A 6,667-nucleotide genomic window follows, 5' to 3' on the forward strand; every position below is an offset into this window, starting at 1 on the left:
CCAAGCCCCCGCACACAAACAATCGGACACTCTCTCAGCGTCTGCTTGATGGGTCGGAGATCATTATCACGGAGACTCCGGCTCCCGTGACCACCACTCTCATCCCGAATCCCGTTACGACGACTCGTGTTGTTACATCGACTCCAAAGCCTGTAACAACGACGAAATTTGTCACCGAGCCCCCGAAGACAGTCACACAAACCAACAACGTCACAAGCACTGAAAAAGTCACCGAAACGCAGCACGTGACAGAAACGCAGCACGTGACTGAAACAAAGCAGGTAACACAAACCGTATCCAACAACGCCACCGTCACAGCGACCGTGACGAAGGAACCAGCACCTGCAACCGTAACCCGCAACAATACGGTGACAGTGACTGCTCCTACTGAAACCGTGACAGAAACCGCCTACACGACCGTTACCCCGGCACCTGTCACAGTGACTGAGACAGTGACAAATGATGGTGAAATTGTTGCCCCTGTCACCGTGACCGCAACAGAAACCGTCACTTCGGAAGTAACCCCTGCCCCTGCGACGGTGACTGTTACCCACACCGCAACACCCAACACGAACAACAACGAGCCGCAGCCTGCTCAGTCCTCGATGAGCACTGGCAGCATTATCGGTATTGTGCTTGGGATTCTCGCAGCACTCGGTATCGGAGCTGGAGCAGGAGCGTTCGCAATGAACAACGGCATAATCCGATTGCCGTTCTAGACCCCTTCAGCGTCATGTTGCAATGGGGTACAGCCTAATGAGACGCGGAAACAAGTGTGCGAGAACGTCTCAATAGGCTTTATAGGCCGCATAAAATTACACATATGCAAACATCTATAGAACCTAATGAGACAAAAACAGGAATCACGGTCAAAGTAGGTTATGCACGAGTCTCTTCACGGGACCAAAACCTTGACCGCCAACTAAGCCAATTAGAAGCGGCCGGCTGTAGCAAAATCTTCGCCGAGAAGCTCTCTGGGGCTTCATCTGACCGCCCAGAGCTTCACGCCGCTCTCGAATACCTGAGGCCCGGTGAAACCCTCGTAGTAGCCTCGATGGACCGACTCGCCAGAAATACCGTGGATCTCCTCAACCTCGTACGGGACGCTACCGAGCGAGGGGCGTACGTGGAATTCCTCTCAGAGCATTTGACATTCGGCCCAGAAGAAGAGGCCATACCCTCACTGATGCTCGGCATCCTCGGAAGTATCGCCCAATTTGAACGGACTCTCATTCGCGAGCGCCAAGCCCAAGGTATCGCGAAAGCGAAAGAGCGAGGAGTGTATAGAGGACGTTCGAAGAGCCTTGGAGAAGAAGAGGTACAGACCCTGCGGGAGCTAGCGTCGCTTGGGGTTTCAAAATCTGAAATCGGGAGGCGTCTCGGAGTGAGTCGAGCCACCGTCTACAGATATCTCGACAGTTCTGCATAGGTACCCAAGCTCAGTAGGCGAATTGTCCCGAGTTTTGTTCCTAGGCGTTTGCCTTGATTTCTATTTTTGGCCAAGGCTACTCTTGCAAAATTCTGAATCAACTTCAGCTGGTGTGCGGTAGCCCAACCTTTGATGGAGCCTAGCCTCATTTCGCGAAGTAACCCACTCAGATGTCGCAATGTCCACGTCGACAACATCATCCCACGTCCTGTTATGGATAAGCTAATTTTGTACGAGCCGTTAACGTTTTCGCCAGAACATGCCATAGGAATCACCTACCGTGCTTCCCCGCTTGCCGGTTTCCTGCTTGTTGTCGGTCTCGTTGGCTGCTCTCCGGAAGCCACCGAACCAGCTGATTCTGCGCCAGCGGAAGAAGTCACTCAGGAGGCTGCCGCCGAGGAGGCACCCGCTGAAGAAACACCCGCGGATGATGTGCCGCAGGAGTACAAGTCCGCACTTAAGAAAGCCAAGCTGTATTCAGACACCATGCATATGAGCAAGGCCGGCATCTATAATCAACTCACGTCGGACTACGGCGAGCAGTTCTCAGCCGAAGCGGCACAGTACGCGATTGACAACGTCGAAGCGGACTGGAAAGAAAACGCTCTGCAGAAGGCAATCACCTACCAAAAAGATCTGGCGATGTCTCCCTCGGCCATTCGTGATCAGCTCGTCAGCTCACACGGTGAGAAGTTCACCGAAGAAGAAGCCGACTACGCGATAGCGAACCTTCCCGAGTAACCTGCGCGTCCCCGAGTTTTCCGCACTTGCCGCGGTGCTGTCCGCTTCGGCGGTTGCGGAAGGCGTGAGCGCTTCACACGATCTGCACGATGCGGCCGTGTTCCAAAATGATCTGGCGCTGACCCTGGTCAGCAACCTGCGCGTCGTGGGTCACCACAATGAGGGTGGTGCCCGCGTCGTGCAGCTGGTGGAAGAAGTCCATCACGATTTTCTCGTTCGCTTCGTCGAGGTTCCCTGTTGGCTCATCAGCGAGGATCACAGAGGGGTGGTTGATTAACGCGCGGGCAACACAAACTCGCTGCTGCTCACCGCCGGAAAGCTGTCGCGGCAGGTGTGTTGCGCGGGCGCCCATCCCCACTCGCTCTAAAGCTTCTAAAGCCTCAGCCCTGTCAGGAACAGAGTGGTAATACTGCGCAAGCATCACGTTTTCGAGGGCGGTGAGATGACTGACCAGGTGGAACTGCTGAAACACAAGCCCCACTTTGCGCTGTCGCACAAGCGCGAGCTCTGCTTCACCTAACTTGTCGAGATGCTCACCCTCGAACAGCACCAGGCCCTCAGTGGGGCTGTCAAGGCACCCCAAAATGTTCATCAGTGTGGATTTTCCGGATCCCGACGGGCCCACGACCGAAAGCCACTCACCCCGGCGGATGTCAAGGCTCACATTGTCGAGAGCTTTCACATCGCCGTAGTGCCGGCTCACGCCCTGGAGTGAGTAGATCAGTTCGGGACCTGATCCACGCCCGTCAAAATTGTTTTCTTGTGCGGTATCGGACACAGTTTTACTCCCCACTCAGCACAACGTGCGGTTCGATAGTTGAGATGCGGCGAGCCGGAAGCAGTGTTGCCCCGAGCGTGATCAGCAAGGCTGCAAACACCGTGATCGGAACAGCGAGGGCGTTGAACTGCAAGTCAACGGCAAAGGCGCGGTGTGACACGAATTCAGCCAGCCAGATCCCCGCTGTGATGCCCAGGCCGCCGCCGAGCAAGCCCAGCAGCGTGGACTCTCCGATGAGTTCGATCAGGATATGGTGCGGCTGCGCGCCGAGGGCTTTTTTAAGACCGAACTCTTTGGCGCGCTCGTTGACGATCGCGCCGAGTGTCGCCGAGACTGCGATCACTGTCAACCCGCAGATAATGATGCTGACAAGCCAGATGAGGGTCTGCAGGGTTGCGGCAATGCCGCTTTCGGTCTGGCTGACCCGCTGCACCACTTCGGCGTCGAGTTTCGGCGAAGCCGCGATCACCCGCTGCGCCAGCTCGGACAGTTCCGCTGTTGAGCCCGCGGCGGAATATTCAATGAGGCTGTAACCTGTCTCTTCTGATGACAGCTCCTGCAGGGCTTCAATAGGCAGCACGACCAGATCATCTTCGGGACCGCCGGTGCGGAGGATCCCCGAGACAGTGAACTGCTTCCCGTCGGATTCACCTCTGGTCGAACCCCTCAAATCGAGCTGTTCTCCCACTTTGAAACGATACCGGTCGGCGATGTTTTCACCCACGAGGATTTCATCACCCGTTGGTGTTTGCCCGTCGATTGACCAGTACGGTCGCACCGCCATCGCATCAGACAGAGACACACCGAGCGCCGACAGTGACTGATTGTTGTACACCAGGTTGCTGTACTTGTGGGCGGCGCGCGCAAGCACCGCAGCGCCGATGGTCTCGTCAGCTTCGGTGATGTCCGCCTCGCTGAGCGTGTCGGCGCCGGTTGGTAACACCACAAGGTTTGCCCCGTAGGAACGCAGCTCCTGTTTTAACTGGTTCGGCACTGAATACGCCAGCAATCCCAGCCCAGAAAGGGTTGCCGCTCCCACCGCGATTGACAAAACCGCGATGAGGATCCGCGAAACGCGCTGCGCAAAAGACTGCCCAACCATGCGCAAATACATCCGGATGCGTGGGTTCATCGCACTACCTTCCGTGCAGCACCTGCGCCGGCTGCAGTTTCAGCAGCGACCGTATTGCCGGCAGGCAGCCAATGAGCACGGTCGCAAAGGTGACCACGATCATCAGCGGGATCACAGCCGGGCGAAGTGTGATGGCGGATCCGAAAACGAGCACACCGATCACCTGCGCAAGCCCCACCCCGGTTAAGAAACCGAACAGCCCGCCGACAATACCAACGATGAGTGTTTCACTCAGCAGCAGCGTCACCACCGCCTGGTTCCTGGCTCCCAGCGCTTTCATCAACCCAATTTCGCGGGATCGTTCCATCACTGACGCGGTTACGAGGTTCGCCATACCCAGCGCGGCTGCGACCATGGCGAAAACGGCGACCATGGTCATCAGCAGTTGCGTTTTGTTCAGGATAAGACCTTCGTTGTCTGCAACTTGGCGAACCGCTTTTGCGTCCGCGTCCGTGAGCACCTCTTCAATCTGGTAGGCGATTGAACTGACATAGGCGGTGCAGTACCAAGTTTCCCACTCTTCCAACGACAGGCTGGAAGGGTCGCGTGCCGCCCGCTGCGCGAGTTCGTTTTCGGGGGTGGTCAGGGCGCGCACTTCAACGAGGTCAACCTCGCCCGGTCGTTCAGCGAGCAGCTGTGCGGTGTGTAACTGCGTGAAGAGTTTGCGATCCTCATCGGATCCCGAGGAGAGGATACCCACGACTCTGACGCTGTGGTTGGCGTTTTCGGTGTGCAGTGAAACACTGTCACCGAGCGCCCAACCCTGTTGCTCTGCCAGCCTGCGGCCAACGATCGCTTCGTTCTCGCCCTTGACCCAGCTGCCGTCTACCTGCCACCACTCGCGCATACCCTGGATGCCGGTGTTCACTTCTTCTCCGGTGGGAACATCCAGGTGGTGATCGAACCAGGTGCCCACAACCGGAACGGTTCCCGCACCGGTGTCGGCCTCAACATTTAACAGGGGTGCGAAGTGTTCGATGTTGTATGCCCAAAAAATGGTTTTCAACTTCGGGAGCTCTTCTTCGCGCAGCGCCCCGTGAGCGCTCTGGGTGCCGTACATTTCGGAAACCACCGAGGTTCCCTTGGGAAGGACTTGAAGGTTCGCGCCAAAAGACCCCAGCTCGGCTTTGATTTTGTCGCCCACATCAAACATCACCGCAAGCATGGAGGTGGTCAGGCTCGCACCGAGGAAGATTGTGACCGCCACGAGGAGGCGCTTACGGAAGTGGAGCCGCAGTGCCTGCTGGACCATACGCCAGAAAAACATTTATCGGAACACCTTCGCCATCTCTTCAAGCTCGGCAACCTGGAAAGCCAGGTGCTTTTCGCGAACCTCGTGTGTGATGGGGATCGGGTTGCAGCCGCCCGGGAAACCGATCGTTTGGACATTCATCATGACGTCGCAGCGTTTGCAGATCACTCGGCCCTTGTCTTCGTAGTAGCCGGAGGGGCCGCAGATTTCACAGGCATCAAGGCCGCAGCCGAAAGCAACATCGTTCTTCTTGATCACAATGAAACGCACCTCTACGCCGTCGGAAGCCTGGTATGCGAAACGGTGCAGGTGGCCGTCGTCGACCAGTTCACGCGCGACGAGCAGTTCCGGCCCGACCACCTCTGACGGCTCAATTGCCGAAAGCTCTGGAACGTACTCGGCACGCGCCTTTCCGACAGTCAGTGCCATGGCGAAGGCGACCGATGAGGACGCGGCCAGCGCGAGGAACTGTCGCCGTGAAGTTCGCTCCGCCCGGTTGATTCGCACCTCCGCGGGGTTTTTCGCTATCGGGTAGTTGCCAGAAAGCACCGCCACCAGCGCCGGGATGCAAATGACCACCCCAAGCGCGAGGTACATGATTGCCTGATTGTTTTGCACCCACAGCACCGACTGGAAAACCGAGCTGCTTTGCGGCACGAACCTGCGGGTTGCGAGCTGCTGGTAGAACAGCAGCATCCGTGGGACAACCAGAGCGCCAAGCACCACTGTGGCAACGAGCGCTCGCAGCTGCCACGGCACGCGTTTCACCGAGACCACATAGCCCCAACACGCCACCGCTACCAGCGCGGAACCGAGGATAAACCCGGCGAAACGCTGCAAGCTTTCGGTTTCGAAGAAAGAAGACCCCATGAGCACGATGCCGTCGGTGCCGAAGAAGTATGGGAAACCGAAGAAAGCGGAGCTGCTAAGCAGCGCGGCCCAGGCGGTGACGGTTACGAAGCGGTGGCGCCATGTTTGGTTGACGTCGTGCAGATTTCGTCCGCCGAGTGTCCAAATTGCCACCAGGAAAAGCGTCACGAGCAGGAACGTCGGTGGCCCCAGCCACGCGTTCAGGGTCGGGATATCAATGAGCTGTGTGTTGAGCCGAAGCCAAGCGAGAACCGCAGCCGCCAATAAACCACCGCAGAAAACGAGTACCGTGACACGGGTCACCATTTTGCGGGATCGCGGAGCGAAGCCGCGAGAGCTCAGCAGGATCGCGGCCGTGAGCATCAGCGGCATCGCGAGGCGGATCGCGATGACGAAGAACTTCAGCATAGTAAATCCTTTAAATCTATGGCCTCAGCTTCGATCGGGGGAACGGGGGGGGGGGGG

The 6,667-nt window shown here is 57.5% G+C and carries 7 protein-coding genes; 3 read left to right on the forward strand and 4 right to left on the reverse strand.

The features are described from left to right. The first annotated feature begins 263 nt into the window (after positions 1 to 263). From HMPREF2736_RS00230 to HMPREF2736_RS00240, 3 genes are all read left to right on the forward strand, one after another. Entirely contained in the window at positions 264 to 719 is a 456-nt protein-coding gene (locus HMPREF2736_RS00230; protein ID WP_141761560.1) for a hypothetical protein, read from the forward strand. A gap of 104 nt (positions 720 to 823) precedes the next feature. Further along, entirely contained in the window at positions 824 to 1,429 is a 606-nt protein-coding gene (locus HMPREF2736_RS00235) for a recombinase family protein (RefSeq protein ID WP_083322916.1), read from the forward strand. Between the two features lie 213 nt (positions 1,430 to 1,642). Continuing rightward, complete coding sequence (locus tag HMPREF2736_RS00240; RefSeq protein WP_083322917.1) at positions 1,643 to 2,170, forward strand: Ltp family lipoprotein; 528 nt, start codon at positions 1,643 to 1,645, stop codon at positions 2,168 to 2,170. Between the two features lie 73 nt (positions 2,171 to 2,243). Here HMPREF2736_RS00240 and HMPREF2736_RS00245 read toward each other — a convergent pair whose 3' ends face one another. The 4 genes from HMPREF2736_RS00245 to HMPREF2736_RS00260 are packed head-to-tail and all read right to left on the reverse strand — an operon-like array spanning position 2,244 to position 6,610. Next, on the reverse strand, positions 2,244 to 2,948 hold the full coding sequence (locus HMPREF2736_RS00245) for an ABC transporter ATP-binding protein (protein ID WP_070514604.1): 705 nt from the start codon (positions 2,946 to 2,948) through the stop codon (positions 2,244 to 2,246). A 4-nt stretch (positions 2,949 to 2,952) separates the two neighbouring features. Next, on the reverse strand, positions 2,953 to 4,080 hold the full coding sequence (locus HMPREF2736_RS00250; RefSeq protein ID WP_083281325.1) for an ABC transporter permease: 1,128 nt from the start codon (positions 4,078 to 4,080) through the stop codon (positions 2,953 to 2,955). Between the two features lie 4 nt (positions 4,081 to 4,084). Beyond that, positions 4,085 to 5,347 (reverse strand): ABC transporter permease, encoded by a 1,263-nt coding sequence (locus HMPREF2736_RS00255; RefSeq protein WP_070828620.1) that lies wholly within the window; start codon positions 5,345 to 5,347, stop codon positions 4,085 to 4,087. Beyond that, positions 5,348 to 6,610, reverse strand: coding sequence for a DUF2318 domain-containing protein (locus tag HMPREF2736_RS00260; protein ID WP_070828621.1), 1,263 nt, complete (start codon positions 6,608 to 6,610; stop codon positions 5,348 to 5,350). It abuts the gene before it with no gap. Between the last annotated feature and the right edge of the window lie 57 nt (positions 6,611 to 6,667).

Origin of the sequence: Corynebacterium sp. HMSC036E10, from assembly GCF_001836265.1 — a bacterium.
Lineage (GTDB): Bacteria > Actinomycetota > Actinomycetes > Mycobacteriales > Mycobacteriaceae > Corynebacterium > Corynebacterium coyleae.